This is a genomic window from Bordetella genomosp. 9 (genome assembly GCF_002119725.1).
Taxonomy (GTDB): domain Bacteria; phylum Pseudomonadota; class Gammaproteobacteria; order Burkholderiales; family Burkholderiaceae_B; genus Bordetella_C.
In genome coordinates this window covers 2585574-2609275 of the sequence record NZ_CP021109.1, presented here as the reverse complement: position 1 = coordinate 2609275, position 23702 = coordinate 2585574, and the positions used below count along the sequence as shown (strand labels likewise).

Below are 23702 nucleotides of genomic sequence, written 5' to 3'. Positions count from 1 at the left end.
TAGTACGCCGGCGTTGGAGGGCATTCGGGGTATCGATCCGGCGCGCGCTTGCCGAGGGTCGCGGACCCGGGCTGGCAGCCATGGAACCGTTCGCTCCCCGCTTGACCTAAGTGCACCCCGGAGCGGGTTGTCCGATCCGGTACGACGGTCCAGGCCAATGGCGAAAAATCCTGCTCTACCCCTTCCGCATCCTCCATCCCTTCGCGGGGCTGACACGCATGTCGCCCGCCTGCGTCTGCTGTTCGCGCTGCATGCCGCCGTATGGACGGCAGGCGCCTGGCTTTACCGGAGCAATCTGGATTGGGCCGGCGATATGCTCGAGAACTACGTCTGGGGCATTGAATGGCAGGCGGGGTATCACAAGCATCCGCCCCTGTTCGCCTGGATAACGGCCGCCTGGTTCGCCGTTTTCCCGCGCAGCGACGCCGCGTATTTCGCCTTGTCCAGTCTGAATGCCCTGGCCGGGCTGTGCGGCATTGTCGCGCTGGCCGGCCGCTTCCTGACGCCCGGGCTGGCGGCCGTGGCGGGGCTTGCGATGGCGGTGTCGCCTATTTATACGACCCTGGCGATCAAGTTCAACGCGAACACGGTGCTGCTGTCGCTCTGGCCGTGGACGGCGTACTTCTTCGTCCGCTATGTGCAGTCCGGTACGCGCAAGGACGCCATGGCGCTGGGCGTCGCGGCGGCGCTTGCGCTGCTCGGCAAGTATTTTTCGGTGGCATTGCTGGCGGGCCTGGCGGTGGCAGGGCTGGCCCGTCCCGCATGGCGGGCGCGACTGCTGCACCCGCATGCTTGGCTCACAGTCATGGCGGCGGCAATCGTGCTGTTCCCGCACATCGAATGGATGTTGCATACCGGCATGCAGACCATCGTCTATGCCCGCCAGCGCATGGACGACGTGTCCCATCCGCTGCCCGTCGTCGCGGCCGATCTGGTCAGGTACTCCCTGATGCAGGCTGGATACCTGCTGCCCAGCGCCGCGTTTCTGCTGTTGCTGTCCGGCCATCGGCGCGCGCAGGCCGCCAAGCTGATGCTGCACAGCTGGACGCACCGCAGCTTGTGCCGCGACCTGTGGTGGCTTTCGATAGGAACGTTTCTGGCGATATGCGCGCTGGCGTTCGTGACCCGCACGGGCCTTTCGGCCCTGTGGGGAAACACCCAATGGTTCGCCATCGTGCCGTTCTGGATGGCGATCCTGGACAACGCGGGCATCGCGATGGAACAAAGGCGCATCGCCCGGCTGATGGCGATCTACTGGATCGTCGTTCTGGCCTTATCGGCGGCAGGGGGCATTGTCAATGCCCAACGCCATGAGCGCCTGACCGCCGAGCCGCGCGCCGAATTGGCGAAGCTCGCCACCGCGATCTGGCGCGAACGCACCGGTCAACCCCTTGCCATCGTGTCGGGCGACGACAAGGAGGCCCGCGCCATCGCCTTCTATGGACCCGACCGCAGCCACTATTGGGACTTGTTCGAGCCGGCGACCACGCCGTGGCTGACCGAACGCGATGTCCGGCGTGCCGGCGCGCTGCTCGTGTGTCGCGAGGCAAACCGCGGCTGTATCGACGCCGCTCAGGCCTTCGCCGGCGCAGCCCCGGTCGCCGTCGAGGTGGCCAAAACGGCGTGGGGCCTGCGATTGCCGGCGCATCGCTATCTGCTGTTCGTACTGCCGCCTTCCGCTGTCCCGCACGCGGGCTGACCGCCATCGCCGCGGTCGATATGCGCGGCAAAACCCACGGCGCCGGGGGCGATATCCGGGCGGAGGGTCAGTGCCGGAACCTCGTAGTCGCCCCGATTCTGCGGACGGAACGGAATGGGCGCAGCGGTGGCCAGCGTGTCCAGGCGACGGCCCAGGGTTTCTCGTATGTCGGCGAACCGCGCAGCGTCCACGCGTCCCGTGCGGTACACCACGTAAGGCGGCAGCACGTCGAATCCTGGGTAGTACAGAACGCCATGCTGGATCGGAAACAGCAGGTCGTCGATGGGACCGTTGACGCCGCGCGGGCCGTAATGGGATTCCCATCCGCCGACCGTCACGATGAGCATGGCGCGCTTGCCCGCCATCGTTCCTTCCCCATAGCGGTCGCCCCAGTGCCGGTCCGAATGTTCCCCCACGTCGTAGGCGAAGCCGGCGGCATAGACGCGATCGACCCAGCCTTTCATGATCGCCGGCATGGAGAACCACCACAGGGGAAATTGCAGGATCAGGGCGTCGGCCCAGCGCAGTTTCTCCTGCTCGGCCGCGATATCGGCCCGCTGCAAGCCATGGTCGTACGCATGGCGCGACGCGGCGGTGGCATTGAAGCGCGGCTCCCGCGGCGCGGCGCTGTCGTCCGCGTCCAGGCAGGCTTTCCAGTTCATGGCGTACAGGTCCGATACCTGGACATGATGGCCCGCCTGGCGCAGGCGGCCGACGGCGAAGTCCCGGATCGATCCGTTCAGGGACGTGGGCTCGGGATGGGCATACACGAGGAGAACATTCATGGAACACCTTGTCGGTTGACGCGATGGAGCCAGATTAGGACCGCCGGCGCTATATTGACAATAAATTCTTGCAATTTCCAGGTATAGCCATGATTAATCTCCGGACGCTCGACCTGAATCTGCTCGTTACCCTTGACGTGCTGCTGTCCGAGCACAGCGTCACGCGCGCCGCCCACCGGCTGAGCCTGTCGCAGCCGTCGGTCAGCGTTCATCTGGCCCGGCTCAGGAAGATCTTCGGCGACCCGCTGCTGTTGCCGGGCCCGCGCGGCATGCGTCCCACCGCGAAAGCCGAGGCCCTGCGCGAACCGCTGCGGCAAGCCTTGGATGCCCTGGACCGTGCGGTATCGCCGGGACGTCCCTTCGACCCGACCCGTGCCACGCGCATCTGGCGCATCGCGGCTTCCGATTACGCCGAATCCACCATCGTCCTGCCGACCTTGCAGCGCTTGCGTGAAGCGGCGCCGGGAACGAGGCTGTCCATCATCGATGCCGTGCCGTCCCGCATTGCACGGCAGGCGGAGCAGGGCGAAATCGACCTGGCGTTTCATACGACCGAAGGCGCGCCGTCATCGCTGCGGCGCCGGGCGCTGTTCAACGAACGCTACGTGCTGGTCGGAAGAGCGGGACACCCCCGGCTCAGGCGGCGGCCGACCCTGCCGCAGTTCTGCGAGCTTGGCCATGTCGTCGTATCGCCGGAAGGCGGAGGCTTTCTTGGAACGACCGATCAGGTCCTGTCCGCGATGGGCATGGAGCGGCGGGTGGTGTTGTCGGTGCCGCATTTCCTGTTCGTCGTCCAGGCGGTCACCGGCACCGATCTGGTCGCCATGCTGCCGGAGCGCCTGGCGCGGCGCATGCCCGGCCTGCGGGTGGTAGAAGCGCCCGTGGAGGTGCCCGGTTTTGAAATGTCGATGCTGTGGCACGAAAGGGTGCATCGCGACCCGGCCCACCGCTGGCTGCGCGACTGTGTCGCCGCCTCGGTGTCGGGGCGCGAGGGCGGGACTGCTTCCAGCGTGAACACGCCCTAGCGCCGCCGGCCCATGCGCGCCTGCAGGGCCTGGAATCCGGCCAGGAAGACTTCCTGGCCGATGAAGCGTTTGAGTTCGGCTTCCCGGTCCGGCGCGCAGCCGAACTCGGCGGTCCACTGGCCGAAGCAGCGGTCGCCATCGGTCACCGGCGTCAACGTCAAGGTGGCGACGTAGTCGGAAACGCCCATGGGGCTTTCCAGGATGGCGTAGGTGAAGGCGTAGTCATAGTCGGACAGGGCCAGCAGCTGTTCGCGTAGGCGGCCGCCGTCGCGGGTGTGGAAGTCCCGCACGCAGCCGATGCGATCGGACGTGAGCCCGTTCTCGATCAGTGAGTCGGCGATCAGCGGGTGCCACTGCGGCATCGCGTTGAAATCGCGCACCACGGCCCAGACTTCGGCCGCCGGGGCGTCGATGATGCTGGAAACGAAAACCGTTGCCATGGTGTCTCCGGTGGGGCGGTTGGCGCCGGTGGCGGCGTGCCTAGCGCGTCGTTTCGTGCGTCTTCTTCTCCGCGGCGGGAGCGGCCAGGCTTCCGGCGCCGCCCATGCGGTTGATATCGGCGCTGTCCAGGCCGATCTCCCTGAGCAGCTGGTCGACGATGGGCGCCTGCGCCCGGAAGCGCAGGGCGGAATTCACCACGGAGTCCGACAGGTTGCCGCCCGCGTCATGGCCGCCGCCGTGACCGCCCGCCAGGCCGTCTACGTGCATGATGCGGATGCTGTCGATCTTCTCCATGGGTTTGACCGATTCGCGGATGATGCCTTCGACCTTCTCCAGCAGTTTCATGCGCAGGGCCGAGGCGCGCGCGTCAGGCGTAAGGATGTTCGACGACTCGTTCATCATGCGCAGGCCTTCGGCTTCCACTTCGTGGCGGATGCGCGCGGCGGCCAGGCGGATGCGTTCGGCGTCCGCTTCGGCCTCGGCGCGCGCGCGCAGGGCATAGCCACGGTCCTCGCTGACCGAGCGTTCGGCCTCGGCCGCGACCCGCGCGGCCAGGGCGTCGCGCTCCGCGGCTTGCGCGGCCGCCACCAGTTCGATGCGTTTGCGCCGTTCTGCCATTTCGATTTCGCGGGCGGTGAAGATTCTTTCTTCCGCCGCGACGGCCTGCGCACGGGCGGCATCGGCCGCCGCCTGCGCCTCGGACTGCGCCTTGGACTGCATCGCCACGGCGATGGCGCGCTGCTGCTCGGCCAATTCGATGGCCTTGCGGCGCTCGATTTCCGCCGCCTGCACCTCCCGGTCCTTCTGGATGCGGTTGGCTTCGATGCTTTGTTCCGCCCGCAGACGCGCTTCCTCCACGACCTGTTGCGCGGCGATCTGCGCGCGCTGGCCGTCTTTCTCGCGTTCCGCCCGCTCGCGCGCCAGGGTAGCGCGCTGCTCGGCGCGCGCGATTTCCAGCTCGCGTTCCTGCGCCAGCCGGGCGCTTTCCGCATCGCGGTCGATCTCCAGGGACAATTTCTCCGCTTCCAGATTCTTGTTGCGGATGGCGATCAGCGTGTCCTGTTCGATGTCGTTGCGCTGCTTCTTGCGGCGCTCGATCTGTTCGGTCAGCCGCGTCAGGCCTTCCGCGTCGAAGGCATTGCTGGGATTGAAGAACTCCATGGACGTCTGATCCAGCTGCGTCAGCGACGCCGCCTCCAGTTCGAGACCGTTCTTGATCAGGTTCTCGGATACCGAGTCACGCACCCGCCGTACGTAGTCGCCGCGCCGTTCGTGCAGCTCCTCCATGGTCATTTCGGCGGCCACGGTGCGCAGGGCGTCCACGAACTTGCCTTCCAGCAATTCCTTCAACTGCTCCGGCGCCATGGTGCGTTGGCCCAGGGTCTGCGCGGCGTCGGACACCGCCTGGGCGCTGGCCTGCACACGCACGTAGAACTCGGCGATGACATCCACGCGCAGCCGGTCCTTGGTGATCAGCGCCTTGTCGCGGCCGCGCGAGACTTCCAGCCGCAGCGTGTTCATGTTCACGGGGATCACGTCGTGAACGATGGGCAGCACCAGGGCGCCGCCGTCCAGCACCACGCGCTGGCCGCCCAGCCCGGTGCGCACGAAGGCGCGCTCCTTGGAGGCGCGCAGATAAAGCCAATGCAGCAGTCCGACGACGATGGCGGCGACGATCGCGACCGCCAGGACCGTCAACAGGAAAGCGGCGAAGGGTGAAGCGGACATGATGAGCCTCTTATCGCTGAATTTGCTTGAACCGCCTGGCCGTTTCCGTCAGGGCGGTTTCCGCGGGCAGGCGCTCCATGCTGGAAGCGCCGAAAAAGCCGTGGCAACCCGGACACTGCGCGAGGATGCAGGCGACGTCGTCCGGGGTGGCGATCGGGCCGCCATGGCACAGGACGATGACGTCGTCGCGCACGGACCGAGCGGCGTCCGCCCAGGCCTGGATGCGCGGCACGCAGTCCGCGAGGCTCAGCGCGGTGGCCGCGCCGATGTCCCCGCCGGTGGTCAGGCCCAGATGGCAGACAATGACGTCGGCGCCCGCGCGGGTCATGTCGGCCGCGTTCTCTTCGCTGAACACATACGGCGTCGTCAGCATGTCCAACGCGTGGGCGCGCGCGATCATCTCCACTTCCAACTGGTAACTCATGCCGGTTTCTTCCAGATTGGCCCGGAAGACGCCGTCGATCAGGCCGACCGTGGGGAAATTCTGCACGCCGGAAAAGCCCAGCGCCTGCAGGCGCCGCAGGAAGGCGTCGGCGATCAGGAAGGGATCCGTGCCATTCACGCCGGCCAGCACCGGCGTGCGTCGCACCACGGGCAGCACCTCGTGCGCCATCTCCAGGACGACCTCGTTGGCGTTGCCGTAGGCGAGCAGGCCGGCGAGCGAGCCGCGGCCGGCCATCCGGTAGCGGCCGGAGTTATAGATCACGATCAGGTCGACGCCGCCGGCCTCCTCGCAACGGGCCGAGAGCCCCGTGCCGGCGCCGGCGCCGATGATGAGTTCGCCGCGGCCGATCTGGGCACGCAGGCGGTCGAGCAGGGCATCACGCGCGATGCGCGGCATGGGCTGTCTCCCGGTTGAACGCGCCGGCCGTGAGCCTGTCCGCGCCCCGGACTTCCCGGAAGGCTTGGACCAGGGCCTCGGCGAAGCGCGGGTCGTTGATGTGATAGGGCAGGCGGCGCAGCTGCCGCGACGCGGTGGGGCGGAACCCTTGCTCGATCGCCGCGTACAAGGCGCGATCGGCTTCCGGATCCCAGAACGGCTTGCCAGGCATGTCGATGGCCGATACGCCGCCTTCGGGCAACAGAAAACGCACCGGGCCCTGCATGCGGTTCAGCTTGTCGGCCAGGAAGGCGCCGATGCGGCGGTTTTCCTCGGGCGTCGTGCGCATCAGCGTCACGTTGTCGTTGTGGCGGTAAAGCCGGCGTTGCCTGAAGCGTTCGGGCACGGTGTCCATTGCCATGAAGTTCACCATGTCCAGCGCGCCGCCCGAGCCCACGTAGGGCACGCCGGTGTCGATGATGGCGTCCAGCCGTCCCGGGCCGGCCGAGAACACGCCGCCCACGATTTCATCGGCGATCTCCGTGGTCGACACGTCGATCACCGCTTCGAGCAGGCCGGACTCCACCAGTTTTTCCATCGAGTTGCCGCCGATGCCCGTGGCGTGAAAGACCATGCAGTCATACTCGGCGCCCAGCATGCCGGTGACGGCCTGCACACAGGGCGTGGTCACGCCGAACATCGTCAGTCCGATGGCCGGGCGGGCCGTCTCGGGCGGCGGCTGGCGGTGCAGGATCATGCCAGCCAGCGCGTGGGCGGCGTTGCCCAGCACCTGGCTGCTGATGCGGTTGATGCCCGCTACATCGGTGACGGAGTACATCATGCAGATGTCGTTGGGGCCGACGTAGCGGCGCACGTCGCCCGACGCCACGGTGGACACCAGGATCTTCGGAATGCCGATGGGAAGCGCGCGCATGCCGGCGCTGGCGAGCGCGGTGCCGCCCGAACCGCCGGCCGCGACAACGCCGCACAGGTCGCGTCGCGCAGGCAGGAAGCGCGCCAGCGCAACCGCCATGGCGGTCACCGCGGTGCCGCGGTCGCCCGTGAACACGCCCCGCTCGCCATCGGGATGGTGGCGCGCCACTTCGCGAGGATGCACGCCCGCCGGCGATGGCTGGCCGGACGTCGATACGTCCACCGTTACCGTGCGCAGGCCCAGGCGCTGCAGGCAGTCGCGCAGCAGAAACAGTTCGCGCGCCTTGGTGTCGAAAGTGCCGACGACGTAGGCCGCCCGATCGGCGACGGCGGCCACCGGCGGGGCAAGCGGCGCGAAGCGCGCCGGCGGCCGGGAATCGTCCGGACCCGTTGCGCCAGCCGATGCGTCCGCCGCAGCCAGGGCCGGCGCGGATGCCGCGGTGGAACCTGGCGGGCCAGATGCCGCGGCGCCGCGGCCGGTAATGGCGGGGCGATCCAGTTGCCAGCGGTTCACGCCGTCGGCATAGCCGGGCAGGGACGCCGCCATGGTGTCGGCGTGTTCGCGCCGCACGGTCAGGACTTCGACCAGCCCCTGGACCGGCGCGGCGGTTCCGTCGTCCGTCCGCTGTGCCGCGATGTCCGCCATGGATCGCGCGCCGGCGTCCGGCGCATCGCCGGATGCGCCCGACTTCACGCCCAGCAGGCGTTGCTGCAGTTCGCGGTCCGCCGCCAGCTGCGCCGCCGGCATGACGCGCGCGACTTGCCCGTTTACCAGGACGGCCACGGTGTCGGCCACGTCGATGGCCACGCCCAGATTCTGTTCGATCAGCAGCACCGCGATGCCGCCTTCGCGCGCCAGCGTTTTCAGCATTGCGGCCACCTGGTCCACGATGACGGGCGCCAGGCCTTCGGTGGGCTCGTCCATCACCAGCAGATCCGGGTTGAACAGCAGCGCGCGGCCGATGGCAAGCATCTGTTGTTCGCCGCCGGACAGCTGGGCGCCGCCGTTGTGCCGCCGTTCGGCCAGGCGGGGAAACGCCGCGTACACGCGGTCCACCGTCCATTCGCCGCGCCGCGCGCTGCGCGCCGCCAGGCGGAAATGCTCGTCCACGGTGAGCGACGGCCATACGTGGCGGCCCTGGGGCACGTAGCCGATCCCCAGTTCCGTGATGGCGTGCGCCGGCATGCCGAGGATTTCGCGCCCTCGCAGGCGCACGCTGCCGCGCGCGGGGATCAGCCCGGCGATGGCATTGCACAGCGTGGTCTTGCCCATGCCGTTGCGGCCGACCACCGCCAGGACGCCGCGCGGCAGCGTCAGCGATACGCCATGCAGAACGTGGGCGCTGCCGTAGAACACATTCAGCGCATCGACTGACAGCACCGGCGCCTGCGCCGTGCCGTCCGGCGTCTTGCGTTCAATGGCCATGCTGCCGCTCTCCCATGTAGATGGCCTGCACTTCGGGGTCCGCTTCGATTTCCCCGGGCGTGCCGTGCCGCAGCACGCGGCCGTTGTGCATGACGGTCACCTGCGATGCGACCGACAGCGCGATCTCCAGGTCGTGCTCGATGATGACGTAGCCGATATGGCCGGGCAGCGCTTGCAGCAGCGCCACCAGTTCGCGCCGTTCCGACGGCGACAGGCCCGCCGCCGGCTCATCGAACAGGATCAGGCGCGGCGAGCCTGCCAGCGCCATGCCGACTTCCAGTTGTCTTTGCTGGCCGTGCGACAGCTGGGCCACCGGCGTATCGGCCAGGTGCGCCAGGCGCACGTGTTCGAGCAGGGCGGCGGCCGCACGGTCCGTTGCCGAGGCGGCGTCGGTCCGCAGCAGGCTGAAGCGGCCGCGCGCCACGCCCCGCACGGCCAGATAAAGGTTGTCCCGCACGCTCAGCTCGCGAAACAGCAGCGAGGACTGGTAGGTGCGTCGCAGCCCGCGGCGGACGCGCTCCCACGGCGGCAGCGCCGTGACGTCCTCGCCGAACAGGACCACGCGCCCCGACGTCACCGGAAAATCGCCGGTGATCATGTTGAACAGCGTGGTCTTGCCGGCGCCGTTCGAGCCGAGCACCGCATGCCGCCGCCCGGCCTCGACGTTGAACGACACATCGTCGATGGCCTTCAGCGCGCCGAACGATCGGCTGATGCCGTGCAACTCCAGGGCGTTGCCCGAAGAAAAGCCGGTGGCGGCATGCGGTTCGTTCACTTGCACTCCGGGTTGGTGCGCGAGCCCAGTCCCATCTTGTCGAATTCGGCCTTGGACAGGCCCAGGCGCTGGTTGACGTCGGGAACGATCTTCACGAACTTGTTGTACAGGCTGCCGTCGCTGTTCTTGGCGACCTCGGTCAGGAAGATGTTGGCAACCGCGTTGCGGTTCTCGTCCAGCTTCACATTGCCGGTGGGCGTGGACACCGTCATCGTCGACAGGGTTTGCCGCAGCTTGGCCTGGTTGTTGGACAGGTCGCCCTTCTCCTGTTCAAGCGCATCCAGCACCGCCTTGGTGTTCACGTAATAGGCGTGCGCGAACAGACTGGGGCTGGGCAGTCCATCCTTGAAGGATTCGCGATAGTCGGCCACGAACTTCTTCCAGGCCGGGTCGTCGTAGTTGTCCGCGATCGGCCCGGCTGACGGCGTGCCGATCAACGCGTCGCGCCGTTTGCCCTTGTAGCCGAGCACCGACTGGTCGATGGTGATGGAGCCCGCGATCAGCGGCTTGTCGCCGCCGGCCTGTTCATACTGCGAGAAGAAGTTGACGGCGTCGGAGCCGCCCAGCGCCACGTAGATGGCGTCGATGTCATCGGGAATGCGGGCGATAACGGACGAATAATCGCGCGTGCCCAGCGGCACCCAATGCTTGTCCACCACCTTGCCGCCCGCCTTGCAGAACTCGATCATGAAGCCCTGCAGCAGGGAGTAGGGGAAGGAGTAGTCCTCCGCCACGGAGACCACCCGCTTGTAGCCCTTGTCCTTGTACGCGTAGCTGCCGAGGCCGGCCTGCCATTGCGCGCCGTCCGTCGAGAACCGGAAGAAGTTGGGCGCCGGATCCTGCAGCGTGGTGCCCTGCGCGGCCGAGGAGCCGTTGACGAAGGTGACCTCCGGATGCGTCTTGGCGTAGTTCTTCACCGCGATGCCTTCGGAGCCGGACAAGGGACCGATCAGTATCTGGACGCGGTCCTGCTCCACGAGCTTGCGCGCCGCGTTTACCGCCGTATCCGGATTGCCATTGGACGACGCCCGGATGATCTCGATCTTCTTGCCCGCCACCATGCCGCGATGCTGCGCCACGGCCAGGTCTACGCCGCGCATGCCGTCCTGTCCCGGGACGGCGAAGGGCCCTTCCAGCGTCGCCAGGGCGCCGATCCGGATCGTGTCCTGTGCCTGCTGCGCGCGTGCGGCGCCGCCCGGCGCGGCCGCCAGCGCCAGGATGCCGAGCGCCAGTGCGGCGCCCGCGATGGGGCCGCGCTGGGCGGCCACGGATAATGCATGGATCATGGATGTCTCCTTGTTCTCGTCGTGATTGCCATGGATGGCGCTGGATTTGCCGCCTTGGCGGGGCGAGCCGGCCCGCGCCGGCGGCGCCAGACGCCCAGCAGGCCGTCCGGCGAAACCATCAGAACCAGGAGGAAGACGCCGCCTATCACCAGGTTGAACCGTTCGCGGTCGACCAGGTCGATGGCGAAGTTCTGCAGGAGGACGAAGAGCAGCGCGCCAAGAAAGGCCCCCGCGGGATGCCGCATGCCGCCGAGCACGGCGATGATCAGGATGTTGATCATCGCGGTCGTGTTGACCGAACCGGGGGAGATCTGCGAGTTGTACCAGGCCAGCAATACGCCGCCGACGCTGGCGATCAGCCCGGCCAGCGCATGCGCGGCGATGCGGTGCGCGGTCACGTTGAACCCCAGGGCGCGCATGCGGCGGGCGTTGTCGCGTATGCCCTGCAATGCGATGCCGAACGGCGCGCGCGCGACGTACGCCACCGCGGCATAGCCCAGTGCGGCACAGGCCAGACTCAGGTAGTAGAACGGCACGGGCGAACGCAGGTCCATCCCATGCAGCTCGGGCGGCAGGATGCGCGCCAGGCCCTGGAAGCCGTTGAACACGGTGTAGTTCTGCTGCGCCAGGTAGAAGAAGGCGACGCCGATCGCCAGGGTGATCATGATGGTGTAGATGCCTTCGGTGCGCACGGCGAGCATGCCGATCAGCGTGGCGGCCGCGGTGCCGATCGCGACGGCGGCCGGCACGGCCAGCCACCAGGGCCAACCCTGGCTGTGTGCAGGGTCGGCGTTCACGCCAAGCAGCGCCAGCGCATAGCCCGCTATTCCCGCCACGGTCATCTGCGACAGGGTCACCATGCCGCCGTAGCCGGCGAGCACGGCAAGCGACAGGGCGATCAGGCCGAGCACCAGCGCCTGGGCGGCGACCTGGAAAGTGAAGAAGGGTGTCGCCACCGTGGGATAGACGAGCAGCGCCGCCGCGACGATGGCGTGCGCGATCAGGGGCTCGGCGGGACGCGTGCGTCCCGCCGCGGGTGTGGCCTTGGATGCAGCGGCGCTGTCCCCCGCGGCCGGCGCGCCGGCCGCGCCACGGTTGCCCGCACCGGCTCCCGCCGCCACCGGGGCCATGCCGGGCGGCATGCCCGCGCCCGGGTAGGTTGTCTGGGACATCATGCGCCGCCACCTTGCCGCACTCATTGCGCCTCCCCGCGAGCGGCCTACGCGTTCCTGCCCATCAGCCCCTGCGGGCGGAAGGCAAGCACGGCGACCATGATCAGGAATGTGAAGACCACGCCATAAGTCGGGGCGTAGGCCAGTCCGAAGGTTTCCGCCAGGCCGATCAGCAGCGCGCCGACCGCCGCGCCGGTGATGCTGCCCATGCCGCCGACGATCACGACGATGAGCGAGGCGAGCAGATACCGCACATCCTCGCCTGGCGCGATCGATAGCGCGGTGCCGCCCATCACGCCGGCGAAACCGGCCAGCCCCGCCCCGACCGCGAAGGTAATGGCGAACACCTTTTGCACGTTCACGCCGCTGGCCGAAAGCATGCGCTTGTTGTCCACGCCTGCCCGTATCATCATTCCGACACGGGTTCGGTTCAGGAACAGCCACAGCGCCAGCCCGATGACGACGGCGGCGAGCAGCACGACCAGGCGGAAGCCGGCATACTTGCCGACCCAGGGCAGCCGCACCGAGCCCATCAGCCAGCCGGGCGGGTCGAACTGGTACGCTTCGCCGCCCCAGATCCACAGGAACAGATCGGCGAGAACGATGGACAGGCCCAGCGTCACCAGCGTCTGGCGCAGATCCTGGCCTTCCATGTACTGGAACACCAGCAACTGCAGCAGCAGGCCGGCCAGCGCTGTCGCGGCGAAGCCGGCGGCGAGCGCCAGGAACCACGAACCGGTCGCATCGCCCACCGTGTAGCCGACATAGCCGCCCAGCAGGAATAGCGATCCGTGCGCCAGATTGACGTTGCGCATCAGCCCGAACACCAGCGTAAAGCCGCTGGCCACCAGAAAGTACAGCGCGGCCAGGGTCAGCCCGTTCAGCAGCGAAAGGCCGAACAGGCGGGGGTTGTCCGCGATGGCGGCGGCCGCCAGGCCCGTGAGCACGGCCAGCAGCGCGATACCGACGATCCACTGCGCGTAGCGTTTCACGCCGCGCCTCCTTACCGATGGTGGGCCGTTGGCCCCGGGAATCCAGGGGCCTAGGCGGCCCAGCGGGTGTTGCGGGCGCTGACGATCTGCGGGGCGCGATGGAATTCGCCGTCCTTCATGACCGCCAGAATGCGTTTCTTGTCCTGCAGGATGCGGATGTCGGCCAGCGGATCGCCGTCGATAAGCAGCAGGTCGGCGAGATAGCCGTCACGGATCTGGCCCAGTTCCTCGCCTTGCATCATGATCTGCCCGCCCAGCGTCGTCGCCGACAGCAGCGCCTCCTGCGGCGTCATGCCGAGATATTTGACGAAGTACTCCAGGTCGGTGGCGTTGGTGCCGTGCGGCGTCCAGGCGAAACCGTAGTCGCCGCCCGGCAGCACGCGGATGCCGCGCCGGTGCATCTTCTTCAACGACTCGATGGCCACTTCGAGTTCGCGGTGGTAGCCCATGCGGGCCGCGATCTCGGGCGTGATGCCCCATTCGCTGGCGTGATAAGAGGTGTTCACCAGCCACGCCAGCCCGGGCGCGACGAACACCTTGTCCTTTTTCGACTCCAGCATGTCCAGCGCTTCTTCATCCGTGAAGCTGGCGTGGTAGATGATTTCGATGCCGTGCCGGATGCACTGCTTGATGGATTCGCAGGAGCGTGCATGCGCGGCCACGCGCTTGCCGAAGCGCTTGGCCTCGGATACGCACATGGCCACTTCCTCTTCGGAGAACTGCGTCATCTCGGCCGGCAGGCCGGCGATGTACTCGCCCGAAAGATTGATCTTCAGCTGGTCTACGCCGTACTTGACGAACTGGCGCACCATCTTGCGCATCTCTTCGGGGCCGGAAACGATGGCGCCGAAGCTCAGTTCCGGGTAGGGCAAGTGGGGCGGCGTGGAGTCGCCCAGGCCGCCCGTGGTGGTGATTTCCTGGCTGGCCGCCAGATACCGGGGGCCCGGCACCTGGCCATCGCGGATGGCATTGCGCGTGACCACGTCCAGCCGCGGCTTGGCGGTCGCCGCGCCGACACAGGATGTCCAGCCCATGTCCAGATAGCGGCGCGCCACGTTGATGCACCAGACGACGTGTTCTTCCACCGGCATGCGCTGGATGGCGTCCAGCGAAGGCTGGTCGTTCCAGGAGAAATGCGTATGCGCCTCGGTCATCCCGGGCATCAGAAAGGCGCCTGCGCCGTCGACCACGGTGACGCCGCCCACCGGCAGCGAGCGCGTGGACCGCGATACGCGGGCAATGCGATTGCCCTGCACCAGCACCTCGCCCAGGTAGGGCAGGGCGCCCGATCCATCGAATACACGCACATTGGTGAACAGCACCTCGGCCATGGCAGTCTCCTGGCGTATGGGTGTGAGCGTCCGCGCGCGAGGCGGACCGGTCCTGGCGGCCGGCCCTAGCGTGCGTGGGCGGCGTAGAAGTCCTTCAATTCACGCAGGCATTCGTCCGGCTTTTCGAATGTCGTCCAATGGCCGCAGCGCGGTAGGACCGCGACGCGGCTGCCGGCAATGCGGTCGCCGATGCCGCGTACCGACTGGGGGGGCGCCACGGGGTCTTCGTCGCCGGTCACGAGCAGGGTGGGGCAGGCAATGCGATCGACGGGCGCGGCCTGCGCGTCGGCCAGCGCGTCGCAGCTGCGGGCGTAGCCGTCCGGGTCCTGCCGCATGACGCTTTCGCGCACCAGCGCGACCGCCGCGGGCCGGTGCTGGCGCGTCTCGGCCGATGTCACGCCCTGCACGATGGCGTCGGCGATTTCCTGCATGCCGGCCGCGCCGTCCTGGCGAGCCCGCTGGCCCCGCGCGCGGATACCGGCGCGGCCGGCATCGGGCGGGCAAAGCAGGGGGCCGAACAGGGCCAGGCTGCGCACCAGCGAAGGCGATTCGACCGCCAATTGGAAGCAGACAATGGTTCCCAGCGAATGGCCGAGGAAATGGGCTCGCTCCACGCCGAGCCGGGTACAGACTTCGCGTACCGACTGCGCCAGGCTCTGGATGCTCAACGCGCCGCCCGCGGACGCGGACCGGGCGCTGCCCGGCATATCGATGCGTATCGTCTTGAAGCGCGTCAGTGCGCTCATGACGGGCGTCCAGTTGTTGGATGAACCGCCCAATCCATGTATGCAGATGGCGGCGTCGCCTTCGCCATCGATTTCCACCGCGATGCGGCCGATGAGTTGGGTCGTCATGCGGGCTGCCTCCGGGATGCGTGCGCATTCCGACAGGCGAACGCGGCTGACGCATCGGGCGCGGGGCGGCGCGCCGACTGCACGCTGGCAATCGTCACGGTTTGTCTCCTCGGCGAGGATATTTTTATTGGGTTGCGAAATGAAGACCCGGTGAGACGCGCGATCCGATTTAAGATACGTGTCTCGTTTTGTGGGACCATCCTAGAAGACGGGTATCTGGCTGTCAACAAAAAATCGGACGTAGAAACATGGGATATTCCCCTAATGCCATTACCGCCGTGCCCGTGGCGCCGGCCAACGGTCCGCGCGCGCGCACGTGGAAACTGCTGATGGAGGCGGCCAGCAGCCTGATCGAAGAGGGGCATACGCCGACGGTGGCGGAGGTCGCCAAGCGCGCGCAGGTGTCGCGCGCCACCGCCTATCGCTATTTCCCGACACGCAGCCGGCTGATCACGGCCATGGTGGATACGGCGCTGGGGCCCGTCCGATCCTGGTCATCCTCGCAGAGCGACGGGCGGGCCCGCATCACGGAGCTGTTCGAGTCGACCTTCATCCGCTTCAAGGATTTCGAGCCGCATATGCGCGCGGCGGCGCAGTTGGCGCTGGAGCACCAGGCGCTGGAACGCGCCGGCATTCTGGAAGAGGAGCCCTATCGGCGCGGGCACCGCATCCGCATCCTGGCGCACGCGGTGGCGCCGTTCAGCGAACAGGTGCCGCGCAAGTCGATCGACCGGCTGCAAAAGGCCTTGTCGATCATCTATGGGATCGAGCCGCACATCATCCTGAAGGACATTTGGGGCGCCAAGAACAAGGAAGTCGAGTCCATCGTTTTCTGGATGGTCGATGCCCTGATCGACGCCACATTGAAGGATGCCAAGGTGATGGCGAAGTCCGGCGGGCGTCGCGGCGCGTCGCGGCGGGTCAATGGCAGCGGCGGATAACCGAGGCCAGCGCCAGTCAAGGCGATAAAAGCGACTGGGGCCATGCGCGGCGCTCATGCCGCATCGCCGGCATGGCGTTTTCACGACGGACGCGTTCGCGCAGCCCGCTTGGCGTCAGGCCCGGACGCCAGGCAGGAAAGGCGCGCAATCCCCCGGGTTCATGGCGCGCCACGCGGCCATATGACCGGCCAGTCTGTCGGATTGCCGGACCAGCATGTCGAGCGCGCGCAAGGTCCTGTCCAGATCCTCGGGTCCGAGCGGAGCGGCATCCATGGGCTTGCCGCATTCCTTCATGGCCGCCAGCGCATCCGCGACGCAGTCGCCGGCGGCGTCCATCACGTTCCCCCACACCGTGTGCATGTCCTGGCGCATGGACTGCAGGGTCCGCCACCACTCGTGCTCCCGTGGCGATCGGCTCGCGTCTTCCGTAGCGGACGCCGTGGCGTCTTTGGTACAGCCCTGCAGGCTTGCCAGGTAGGGCGTGCGGTCACCGGGATACCGGCGGTTCCATTCGTCCAGATGTCCGGACAACCGCTTCATGGACGCGACCATGCGGCACAGGGCCTCGGCCTTGCGTTGAGGGTGCGTATCGCCGCGGGCGATCTGCCAGCTCAGATCGATGGCTTTTCTCAAATGGTGGAAGTCGTTCCACCATTTGGCATGCCAGGATTCCCCGGACCCATTGCGTTGCACCGGCTGGCGTCCTTGCCAGGCGGCCCACTCGCAGCGCGGGTCCGCGGCGGCGGAGCCTGCACGGGCGGGCGCGCCGCCGTGCATCACCCCGCCGGGGTAGTGGCTGGCCGGCGCAATGGATAAGGAATGTACCGTCAATTGATTCTCCTTGAAGCTTGCCGCGAACGTCGCGGCGAGCGTGGGTTTCAAGGGTGACGGGGGAGTTCCTGTCCGCTGACCGGCGGCCGGTGCGTCAGTCCGAGATGTCGATGCACAGATACTTCAGCTCGACGTACTCGTCCAATCCATGCCGGGAGCCTTCGCGTCCCAGGCCGGACTGCTTGACGCCGCCGAAGGGGCCGACTTCATTGGAGATCAGGCCGGTGTTGATGCCCACGATGCCGTATTCCAGCCCTTCGGAAACGCGCCACACGCGCGCGTTGTCGCGCGTATAGAAATAGGCCGCCAGACCGAAGATTGTGTCGTTGGCGAGTCTCAGCGCTTCTTCTTCGGTCTCGAACCTGAACAGCGGCGCCACAGGCCCGAACGTCTCTTCGCGCGCGAACAACATGGATTGCGTCACGTCGCGCACCACGGTGGGCTCGAAGAACGTTCCGCCCAGCGCGTGCGGCTTGCCGCCCACGACCACCTTGGCGCCGGCGCCTGTCGCATCTTCGATGTGCTCGCGCACCTTCTTCACCGCGTGCTCGTCGATCAGCGGGCCTTGCGCGACGCCCGGCTCGAAACCGTCGCCGACCTTCATTGCGCCGACCTTCTCGGCCAGGCGCGCGGCGACCGTGTCGTAGATGCCGGCCTGCACGTAAATGCGGTTGGCGCAGACGCAGGTCTGGCCGGCATTGCGGAACTTGGACGCGATGATGCCGTCGACGGCCTTGTCCAGGTCGGCGTCGTCGAACACGATGAAAGGCGCGTTGCCGCCCAGTTCCAGCGAAAGCTTCTTGATGGTCGGCGCGCACTGCGCCATGAGCTTGCGGCCCACTTCGGTGGAACCCGTGAAGCTGAGCTTGCGCACCGTTTCGCTTTCGCACAGCGCGGCGCCGATGTCGCTGGAGCTGCCGGTGATGACGTGTATGACGCCAGCCGGCACGCCCGCTTCTTCGGCGAGTACGGCCAGCGCCAACGCGGTCAGCGGCGTCTGCTGCGCCGGTTTGACGATCATGGTGCAGCCGGCGGCCAGCGCCGGGCCCAGCTTGCGGGTGATCATGGCCGCCGGGAAATTCCATGGCGTAATGGCGGCGCAGACGCCCACGGCCTGCTTGAGCACCATCATGCGCTGGCCGGCCTTGGGGCTTTGCAGCACCTCGCCGTCCATGCGTTTGGCTTCTTCCGCGAACCATTCCAAAAAGGATGCGGCGTAGCCGATCTCGCCCGCCGCTTCGGTTACGGGCTTGCCCTGTTCCGCCGTCATGATGGCGGCCAGGTCGCCTTGATGGCGCATCATCAGCTGCGCCCAGCGTTGCAGGACGATGGCGCGCTCCTTTGCGGGACGACCCGACCATGCCGGCAGGGCAACCGCCGCACGCGCGATCGCATGCTCGGTTTCGGCGCGTCCCAGCTTCGGCACTGCAACGATGATTTCGCCAGTGGACGGGTTGTTCACGGGTATGGTCGGGCCATCGCCGGCGCCATGCCATTTGCCGTCGATATAGCAGGCATCGCGCAACAGATCGGGGCGTTCCAGCCGTTGGGTCAGGGATGTCGTCACTGCTTGCTCCTGGATGTGCGGCGGCGTCGAGGCACAGCGCGGACGCCGCCGCGGGTGACAAATCGTGCGCAGGGCCATGGGAATCCGTCCTATCGTAAGCCTCTACCGCGCCCTTGCGACGATATTTTTTGTATGCAAAGATATGCATAACGTCAAAACGGGCGCCTTGCGCGCTCAGATACAGAGGAGACGCACGTCGTGCGCATACCGCAGTTCCATTCTCTGCGCCGTTGGCTGATCGCCGCGGCCGTCCTCGCGCCGGCGATCGCAGGCGCTCAAGGCTATCCGGACCGCCCGATCCGCCTCATCGTGCCTTTCGCGGCCGGCGGCGGCACCGACAGCATCGCGCGCGATATGGCGCGCACGCTCGGCGAAAAGCTCGGCCAGGCCGTCGTCGTCGAGAACCGCGGGGGCGGCGGCGGGGCCATCGGCGCGAGCGCCGTCGCGCATGCGGCGCCGGACGGCTATACGCTGCTGTTCGCCACATCGACGTTCGTGACCAACGCGGCGTCCGAAGGCACGGCCAACTACGACGTGGAGAAGTCCTTCCAGCCGATCGCCTTGATCGGACGCGGGCCGCTGCTCGTGGTGGCCTCCCGGGAACTGGGTGTCCAAAGCGTGGCCGAGCTGCGCGCGCTGGCGCAGAAGAAGCCGGGGACGATCAACTTCTGTTCTGCGGGCAATGGCAGCATCAATCACTTGTCGGGCGAATTGTTCAAGCAGCGCGCCAGCGTGCAGATGACGCACGTGCCGTACAAGGGCAGCGGTCCGGCCACGATGGACCTGCTGGCCAATCGCGTGCAGGTGTTCTTCGCCACCGTGCCCACCATCCTGCCGCAGGTGAAGGATGGCCGCGTGCAATTGCTGGCGGTGACGAGCAAGGCGCGATCGCCGTTGTTTCCCGATACGCCGACCATGGCGGAAGCCGGCATTCCGGACTTCGACATCAGCACCTGGTGGGGCGTGCTGGCGCCCGCCGGCACGCCGCTCGAAGTCGTCGGCAAACTGAACGCGGCGGTCAACGATGCCGCGGCGGCAGGGCTGGTCAGCCGCCGCCTGACCGAAGAGGGCGCGCAGCCGTTCAGGGGCGCGCCCGCGGATTTCGCGCAGGTCCTGCATAACGAGCTTGCCATGTGGCGGGACGTGGTGAAGCAGTCCGGCATGAAGCTGGACTAGGGCCTGTTAACGCTAGAAGGAACAGACATGAAAATCGTAGTGCTGCCCGGTGACGGGATCGGACCGGAAACCATGGCGGTGGCCGTGGACGTGCTGCAGGCGGTCGATCGCCGCTTCGGCCTGGGTTTGCAGCTGGACCACGATGTCGCCGGCCATGAAAGCCTGAAGCGTCATGGCGCGACGGTAACGCCCGCGCTGCTGGAGAAGGTGCGCGCGGCCGATGGCTTGATGCTGGGTCCGATGTCGACCTACGACTTCAAGGACGAAGCGAAGGGCGAGATCAACCCCTCCATGTTCTTCCGCAAGAAGCTCGACCTGTACGCCAATATCCGGCCGGCGCGCACCTATCCCGGGATTCCGGCGCGCCTGGGCGAGTTCGACCTGGTGGTGGTGCGCGAGAACACCGAAGGTTTCTATGCCGACCGCAACGTGGAATCGGGCGGCAGCGAAATGCTGATCACCCCCGATGTGGTGGTGTCCCTGCGCCGGATCACGCGCCTGTGCTGCGAGCGCATCGCGCGTTCGGCCTTTGAGCTGGCCATGACGCGCAAGAAGCATGTGACCATCGTGCACAAGGCCAACGTGCTGAAGCTGGGCGATGGCATGTTCATCGAGGAATGCCGCAAAGTGGCGCAAGCGTTTCCGGAGGTGCGCGTGGACGACGTGATCGTCGATGCGATGATGGCGCACGTGGTGCGCGCGCCCGACCGCTACGACGTGGTCGTCACCACCAATATGTTCGGCGACATCCTTTCCGATCTGACCGCAGAGATCTCGGGCAGCCTGGGATTGGCCGGCTCGCTGAACGCCGGCCGCGATCACGCCATGGGGCAGGCCGCGCATGGCTCGGCGCCGGACATCGCCGGCCGGAACATTGCCAATCCCGCCTCGCAGGTGCTGTCCGCCGCCATGTTGTTGAACTGGTACGGCCAGCGCCAGGGCAAGCAGGCCTTCGTCGACGCGGCGTCCGCCATCGACAAAGCGCTGGCGGACGCGGTTGCCGCGCGCGAATGCACGCAGGATGTGGGCGGCACGCTTGGCACGCGCGAAGCCGGCGCGGCTCTGGTCAGGCGGATCGTCTGACCGCAGGCCGCGTCAACCGGGTCTAGCGCGTCACCGTGGCGGCCTCGTTCGCCGCGCTGGGCGCGACGCCGGCACCGGTTTGGGCGGTGCCGGGCAGGGCGGCATCGCCGGCGTTCGACGCGCCGGCCGCGGCCGTGGCGGCGGCGCCATGCCAGTCGCCGCCCAGCGCCTTGACCAGAAATACCGACACCAGCAGCCGCTGGCCGGTGAGCTGGGCGGCCTGCCGTTCCGTATTCAGCACCGCCTGCTGGGCGGTGATCACGTCCAGATACGTCGTCGCCCCGCCGCTGTAGCGGTCGGCCGCCATATCGAGCACGCGGCGGGCGTCCGCCACCGCGGTCCGGGATTGGGCCGTGGCGCGGTCCAGCGCGGCCAGGCCGCTGATGCCATCCTGCACCTCCTGCATCGCGCCAAGCACGACCCGCCGGTAATTCGCCACCGTCGCTTCATAGCCGGCGCGCGCGAAATCCACGTTCGCGCGGGTGCGTCCGGCGTCGAACAGCGTTTGCACGGCGGAAACGCCGACCGACCACAGCAGGCTCGGCGCATCCAGCAGGGTGCCGATCTCCCTGCTGTCGGCGCCGATGCTCGGATTCAGGATGATGCTGGGATAGAAGGCCGCGGTGGCCACGCCGATCTGGGCATTGGCCGCGGCCATGGCGCGCTCGGCGGCGGCGATGTCGGGCCGGCGCTCCAGCAGGTCCGACGGGATGCCCAACGGAATGGCGGGCGGCGCCATGGCCGCCGTCAAGGGCTGCGGCGGCAGCGAGAAATCCGGGGCGGGGGTTCCTGTCAGCGACGCGATCGCGTGTTCGAACTGGGCGCGCTGCCGGGCCAGGATTTCCACCTGGGTCAAGGTGTTGTCCAGCAACGCCTGCTGCTGGGCCACTTCCAGGCCGGACGCCGCGCCGCCTTCATAGCGCGCGGTAATCAGCTCCAGGGCCCGGCGCTGCAGCGCGATGGACTGGTTGACCACGTCGATCTCGGTGTCCAGCGCGCGCAGGTTCACATAGTTGGCGGCCAGTTCGGCCGTCAGCACCAGGCGCGCATTGGCCAGGTCGGCTTCGGCCTGTTGGGCCGATGCGCGCGATGCCTGTACGGCGTTGTGCACGCGTCCGAACAGGTCTGCCTCATAGCTTGCGTTCAGCGAGAAGGAAAAGTCGTTCTGCACCGTCGAGTATTGCGGCGATGCGTAATTGGTCAGGGGCCGGTTGCCGGAAATCTTGAAGCGCGACGCGCGCGCGCCGGCGCTGATGGCGGGGAACAGGCCGGCGCTGCTGGCATCGGCCGCGGCGCGCGCCTGCGCCAGGCGCGCCGCCGCCACGGCCAGCGAGGGGTTGGCGGCAAGCACCTGTTGCTGCAGGCGATCCAGCGTCGGGTCGCCGTAGCGCCGCCACCACTCGCCCTTGTCGGCGGCGTCGCCCGGCGTGGCCGGGCGCCAGGGCGATTCCAGCTTCCAGGTCACCGGAAGGTTCACCGCGGGCCGCTGGTATTCGGGCCCCACCGAGCAGGCCGCGAGCAGCGCGGCCAGCGATAGTGTCGCGAAGCGTGGTGCTTTCTTCATTGGGCGCTTCCGCCGGCCTCGCCCGCCGTCGTACCCATCATGGGTGTCAGGGCGGGCGTGGTCGCGGCCGGTCCGCCCCGCGCAACCTGCACAATGTCGCCCGTGGCAAGTGAATCGGCCGGATTGAGCACCAGCCGGTCGGCGGGTCCCACGCCGTCGATCACCTCGATGGATTGGCCGTAGTTTCGGCCCAGGGTTACCCGGCGCAGCGCGACGCGGCCGTCCGAGACGACCACGGCCACCATGGCGCCTTCGCGGCGGAACAGCAGGGCGTTGGTGGGAACGGCCAGCGTATCCCCGGCCGGCAGGTCCAGCGCCACCTGCACGTAGGCGCCGGGCAGCAGGCGGCCTTCCGGATTGCGCAGGCTGACCTCGACCTGCATGGTGCGGGTGGCCAGGTCGATGGACCCGGCGGTGCGCGCGATCGTGCCCGGAAAGCCTTCTCCGCCGAGTTCGGCCTGGCGGATGGTCACGTGCTCGCCCACCTTGACCTGCTGCGCGTAGCGCTGCGGCACGTTGATGTAGACGCGCAGGGGATCCGTCTGCGACAGCAGGAACAGAGGGCGCCCGCTGCCCGCGTCGATCAGGTCCCCCACGTCCACGTTGCGGCGCGTGATGATGCCCGGGAACGGCGCGACGATGCGCTTGAAGCTTTCAAGCTGGCGCAGACGCTGTTCGTTGGCCTGGGCCGCCGCGAGATTGGCGGCCGCCTGGGCCGCATTGCCGCGCTTCTCGTCCAGGTCCTGCTGCGAGACCACGTCCTTGCGGCGCAGGGCTTCCCAGCGCGCCAGCGTGCTGTTGGCCAGGGCCAGCGCGGCCTTGGCCTGTTCGCGCGACGCGATGGCCTGCGACAGTTGCTGGTCGATCTCCGGGGTTTCGATTTCCGCCAGCAGTTCGCCTTGCTGCACGCGGCTGCCGATGTCCTTGGTCCAGCGCTTCAGATAACCGCTGGCGCGGGCCGACAGCGGCGCCTGGACATAGCCTTGCAGGGTGCCGGGCAGGGCGAGCGTCTGGCCCTTCTGCGGCTCGGAGGGCAGAGTGGTCTGCACGTATTGAAGCGCACGTTCGCGGGTGCCGGCCTGCAGTTCGCTGGCGTTCTGGATGCGGCTGACGACGGTGCGCGCCGCGCCCAGCGCCAGCAGGATCATCACGGCCAGCACCAGCAGCCGCGTGCGCCGCACGATGCGCTCGCGTTTGGGCAGGTCGCCGCCGGCCGCATCGGCCGGATTCAGCGGGTGTATCCCCAGTTGGTTGTGTCGCTGCTCCGACATGT

Annotated in this window: 20 protein-coding genes and 1 pseudogene; 5 read left to right on the top strand and 16 right to left on the bottom strand. The window is 67.7% G+C overall.

Annotated features, from left to right (window positions below; all coding sequences use genetic code 11):
• The first annotated feature begins 157 nt into the window (after positions 1-157).
• Positions 158-1699, top strand: a complete 1542-nt coding sequence (locus CAL13_RS11990; protein ID WP_086072524.1) for a glycosyltransferase family 39 protein — start codon at positions 158-160, stop codon at positions 1697-1699.
• Here the strand turns inward: CAL13_RS11990 and CAL13_RS11985 are convergent.
• The gene (locus CAL13_RS11985) at positions 1651-2484 is read right to left on the bottom strand and encodes an NAD(P)H-dependent oxidoreductase (RefSeq protein ID WP_086072523.1); all 834 of its coding nucleotides are present in this window, start codon (positions 2482-2484) and stop codon (positions 1651-1653) included. The genes CAL13_RS11990 and CAL13_RS11985 overlap by 49 nt on opposite strands.
• Positions 2485-2573: 89 nt before the next feature.
• Between CAL13_RS11985 and CAL13_RS11980 the strand changes: the two genes are divergently transcribed.
• Entirely contained in the window at positions 2574-3509 is a 936-nt protein-coding gene (locus tag CAL13_RS11980; RefSeq protein WP_086072522.1) for a LysR family transcriptional regulator, read from the top strand.
• Here CAL13_RS11980 and CAL13_RS11975 read toward each other — a convergent pair.
• The 11 genes and pseudogenes from CAL13_RS11975 to CAL13_RS11930 form a co-directional block, all read right to left on the bottom strand.
• Positions 3506-3949 carry an SRPBCC family protein gene (locus CAL13_RS11975; protein WP_086072521.1) on the bottom strand — a complete coding sequence of 148 codons (444 nt, stop codon included), beginning with the start codon at positions 3947-3949 and terminating at the stop codon, positions 3506-3508. The genes CAL13_RS11980 and CAL13_RS11975 overlap by 4 nt on opposite strands.
• Positions 3950-3989: 40 nt before the next feature.
• A complete protein-coding gene (locus CAL13_RS11970) occupies positions 3990-5678 on the bottom strand; it encodes a flotillin family protein (protein WP_086057591.1) in 1689 nt (562 codons plus the stop codon).
• Between the two features lie 10 nt (positions 5679-5688).
• Entirely contained in the window at positions 5689-6519 is an 831-nt protein-coding gene (locus CAL13_RS11965; RefSeq protein ID WP_086072520.1) for a phosphoenolpyruvate hydrolase family protein, read from the bottom strand.
• On the bottom strand, positions 6500-7768 hold the full coding sequence (locus CAL13_RS21655; protein WP_420042448.1) for a Tm-1-like ATP-binding domain-containing protein: 1269 nt from the start codon (positions 7766-7768) through the stop codon (positions 6500-6502). The genes CAL13_RS11965 and CAL13_RS21655 overlap by 20 nt, the downstream gene beginning before the upstream one ends.
• Before the next feature lie 585 nt (positions 7769-8353).
• A pseudogene (locus CAL13_RS21650) lies at positions 8354-8857 on the bottom strand (ABC transporter ATP-binding protein); the annotation flags it as partial.
• Positions 8847-9632 (bottom strand): ABC transporter ATP-binding protein, encoded by a 786-nt coding sequence (locus CAL13_RS11955; protein ID WP_086072518.1) that lies wholly within the window; start codon positions 9630-9632, stop codon positions 8847-8849. The gene CAL13_RS11955 and the pseudogene CAL13_RS21650, both read right to left, overlap by 11 nt.
• Entirely contained in the window at positions 9629-10918 is a 1290-nt protein-coding gene (locus tag CAL13_RS11950) for an ABC transporter substrate-binding protein (protein ID WP_086057588.1), read from the bottom strand. The genes CAL13_RS11955 and CAL13_RS11950 overlap by 4 nt, the downstream gene beginning before the upstream one ends.
• Positions 10915-12093, bottom strand: coding sequence for a branched-chain amino acid ABC transporter permease (locus CAL13_RS11945; RefSeq protein WP_198297842.1), 1179 nt, complete (start codon positions 12091-12093; stop codon positions 10915-10917). Before CAL13_RS11945 ends, CAL13_RS11950 begins: the two co-directional genes overlap by 4 nt.
• 44 nt (positions 12094-12137) lie before the next feature.
• Positions 12138-13082: a branched-chain amino acid ABC transporter permease gene (locus CAL13_RS11940; RefSeq protein ID WP_086057586.1), complete on the bottom strand. Its 945-nt coding sequence runs from the start codon at positions 13080-13082 to the stop codon at positions 12138-12140.
• Between the two features lie 50 nt (positions 13083-13132).
• Complete coding sequence (locus tag CAL13_RS11935; RefSeq protein WP_086057585.1) at positions 13133-14413, bottom strand: metal-dependent hydrolase family protein; 1281 nt, start codon at positions 14411-14413, stop codon at positions 13133-13135.
• A 65-nt stretch (positions 14414-14478) separates the two neighbouring features.
• Positions 14479-15267 carry an alpha/beta fold hydrolase gene (locus tag CAL13_RS11930; protein ID WP_086072517.1) on the bottom strand — a complete coding sequence of 263 codons (789 nt, stop codon included), beginning with the start codon at positions 15265-15267 and terminating at the stop codon, positions 14479-14481.
• Positions 15268-15515: 248 nt separating this feature from the next.
• Between CAL13_RS11930 and CAL13_RS11925 the strand changes: the two genes are divergently transcribed.
• On the top strand, positions 15516-16208 hold the full coding sequence (locus CAL13_RS11925; RefSeq protein ID WP_086072516.1) for a TetR/AcrR family transcriptional regulator: 693 nt from the start codon (positions 15516-15518) through the stop codon (positions 16206-16208).
• A 114-nt stretch (positions 16209-16322) separates the two neighbouring features.
• Here CAL13_RS11925 and CAL13_RS11920 read toward each other — a convergent pair whose 3' ends face one another.
• Positions 16323-17090 carry a hypothetical protein gene (locus tag CAL13_RS11920; protein ID WP_086072515.1) on the bottom strand — a complete coding sequence of 256 codons (768 nt, stop codon included), beginning with the start codon at positions 17088-17090 and terminating at the stop codon, positions 16323-16325.
• A 43-nt stretch (positions 17091-17133) separates the two neighbouring features.
• Positions 17134-18606: an NAD-dependent succinate-semialdehyde dehydrogenase gene (locus CAL13_RS11915; RefSeq protein WP_269768166.1), complete on the bottom strand. Its 1473-nt coding sequence runs from the start codon at positions 18604-18606 to the stop codon at positions 17134-17136.
• A gap of 237 nt (positions 18607-18843) precedes the next feature.
• On the opposite strand from CAL13_RS11915, the gene CAL13_RS11910 reads away from it, so the two are divergent.
• Both CAL13_RS11910 and CAL13_RS11905 read left to right on the top strand, forming a co-directional pair.
• Positions 18844-19782 (top strand): tripartite tricarboxylate transporter substrate binding protein, encoded by a 939-nt coding sequence (locus tag CAL13_RS11910; protein ID WP_198297971.1) that lies wholly within the window; start codon positions 18844-18846, stop codon positions 19780-19782.
• A 27-nt stretch (positions 19783-19809) separates the two neighbouring features.
• The gene (locus CAL13_RS11905) at positions 19810-20865 is read left to right on the top strand and encodes an isocitrate/isopropylmalate dehydrogenase family protein (RefSeq protein WP_086057580.1); all 1056 of its coding nucleotides are present in this window, start codon (positions 19810-19812) and stop codon (positions 20863-20865) included.
• Positions 20866-20887: 22 nt separating this feature from the next.
• Here the strand turns inward: CAL13_RS11905 and CAL13_RS11900 are convergent, their stop codons facing one another.
• Positions 20888-22429, bottom strand: coding sequence for an efflux transporter outer membrane subunit (locus tag CAL13_RS11900; RefSeq protein ID WP_086072514.1), 1542 nt, complete (start codon positions 22427-22429; stop codon positions 20888-20890).
• Positions 22426-23700, bottom strand: coding sequence for an efflux RND transporter periplasmic adaptor subunit (locus tag CAL13_RS11895; RefSeq protein WP_086072513.1), 1275 nt, complete (start codon positions 23698-23700; stop codon positions 22426-22428). Before CAL13_RS11895 ends, CAL13_RS11900 begins: the two co-directional genes overlap by 4 nt.
• Positions 23701-23702: the final 2 nt, after the last annotated feature.

Coding starts and splice junctions, on each gene's coding strand:
- CAL13_RS11990 (WP_086072524.1), top strand. CDS start 158: ATGGCGAAAAATCCTGCTCTACCCCTTCCGCATCCTCCATCCCTTCGC.
- CAL13_RS11985 (WP_086072523.1), bottom strand. CDS start 2,484: ATGAATGTTCTCCTCGTGTATGCCCATCCCGAGCCCACGTCCCTGAAC.
- CAL13_RS11980 (WP_086072522.1), top strand. CDS start 2,574: ATGATTAATCTCCGGACGCTCGACCTGAATCTGCTCGTTACCCTTGAC.
- CAL13_RS11975 (WP_086072521.1), bottom strand. CDS start 3,949: ATGGCAACGGTTTTCGTTTCCAGCATCATCGACGCCCCGGCGGCCGAA.
- CAL13_RS11970 (WP_086057591.1), bottom strand. CDS start 5,678: ATGTCCGCTTCACCCTTCGCCGCTTTCCTGTTGACGGTCCTGGCGGTC.
- CAL13_RS11965 (WP_086072520.1), bottom strand. CDS start 6,519: ATGCCGCGCATCGCGCGTGATGCCCTGCTCGACCGCCTGCGTGCCCAG.
- CAL13_RS11950 (WP_086057588.1), bottom strand. CDS start 10,918: ATGATCCATGCATTATCCGTGGCCGCCCAGCGCGGCCCCATCGCGGGC.
- CAL13_RS11945 (WP_198297842.1), bottom strand. CDS start 12,093: ATGATGTCCCAGACAACCTACCCGGGCGCGGGCATGCCGCCCGGCATG.
- CAL13_RS11935 (WP_086057585.1), bottom strand. CDS start 14,413: ATGGCCGAGGTGCTGTTCACCAATGTGCGTGTATTCGATGGATCGGGC.
- CAL13_RS11930 (WP_086072517.1), bottom strand. CDS start 15,267: ATGACGACCCAACTCATCGGCCGCATCGCGGTGGAAATCGATGGCGAA.
- CAL13_RS11925 (WP_086072516.1), top strand. CDS start 15,516: ATGGGATATTCCCCTAATGCCATTACCGCCGTGCCCGTGGCGCCGGCC.
- CAL13_RS11905 (WP_086057580.1), top strand. CDS start 19,810: ATGAAAATCGTAGTGCTGCCCGGTGACGGGATCGGACCGGAAACCATG.
- CAL13_RS11900 (WP_086072514.1), bottom strand. CDS start 22,429: ATGAAGAAAGCACCACGCTTCGCGACACTATCGCTGGCCGCGCTGCTC.
- CAL13_RS11895 (WP_086072513.1), bottom strand. CDS start 23,700: ATGTCGGAGCAGCGACACAACCAACTGGGGATACACCCGCTGAATCCG.